The organism is Bacillus sp. GW823-FHT06A10 (assembly GCF_058795375.1).
Genome location: NZ_JBXAHT010000018.1, coordinates 1 through 814, shown reverse-complemented (window position 1 = coordinate 814; position 814 = coordinate 1). Strand labels below are relative to the sequence as shown.

General features: G+C 46.6%; 1 rRNA gene. It reads left to right on the top strand.

Annotated features, from left to right (window positions below):
- Nucleotides 1-169 precede the first annotated feature (169 nt).
- A 23S ribosomal RNA gene (locus tag AC1Q8M_RS27805) occupies nucleotides 170-814 on the top strand; the annotation flags it as partial.

Below are 814 nucleotides of genomic sequence, written 5' to 3'. Positions count from 1 at the left end.
GGTGCGGCTGGATCACCTCCTTTCTATGGAGAATTGATGAACGCTGTTCATCAATATAAGTTTCCGTGTTTCGTTTTGTTCAGTTTTGAGAGAACTATCTCTCATATATAAATGTATGTTCTTTGAAAACTAGATAACAGTGTAGCTCATATTTTTTAATTTTTAGTTTGGTTAAGTTAGAAAGGGCGCACGGTGGATGCCTTGACACTAGGAGTCGATGAAGGACGGGACTAACGCCGATATGCTTCGGGGAGCTGTAAGTAAGCTTTGATCCGAAGATTTCCGAATGGGGAAACCCACTATACGTAATGGTATGGTATCCTTACCTGAATACATAGGGTATGGAAGACAGACCCAGGGAACTGAAACATCTAAGTACCTGGAGGAAGAGAAAGCAAATGCGATTTCCTGAGTAGCGGCGAGCGAAACGGAACATAGCCCAAACCAAGAGGCTTGCCTCTTGGGGTTGTAGGACATTCTATACGGAGTTACAAAGGAACGAGGTAGACGAAGCGACCTGGAAAGGTCCGTCGTAGAGGGTAACAACCCCGTAGTCGAAACTTCGTTCTCTCTTGAATGTATCCTGAGTACGGCGGAACACGTGAAATTCCGTCGGAATCTGGGAGGACCATCTCCCAAGGCTAAATACTCCCTAGTGATCGATAGTGAACCAGTACCGTGAGGGAAAGGTGAAAAGCACCCCGGAAGGGGAGTGAAAGAGATCCTGAAACCGTGTGCCTACAAATAGTCAGAGCCCGTTAATGGGTGATGGCGTGCCTTTTGTAGAATGAACCGGCGAGTTACGATCCCGTGC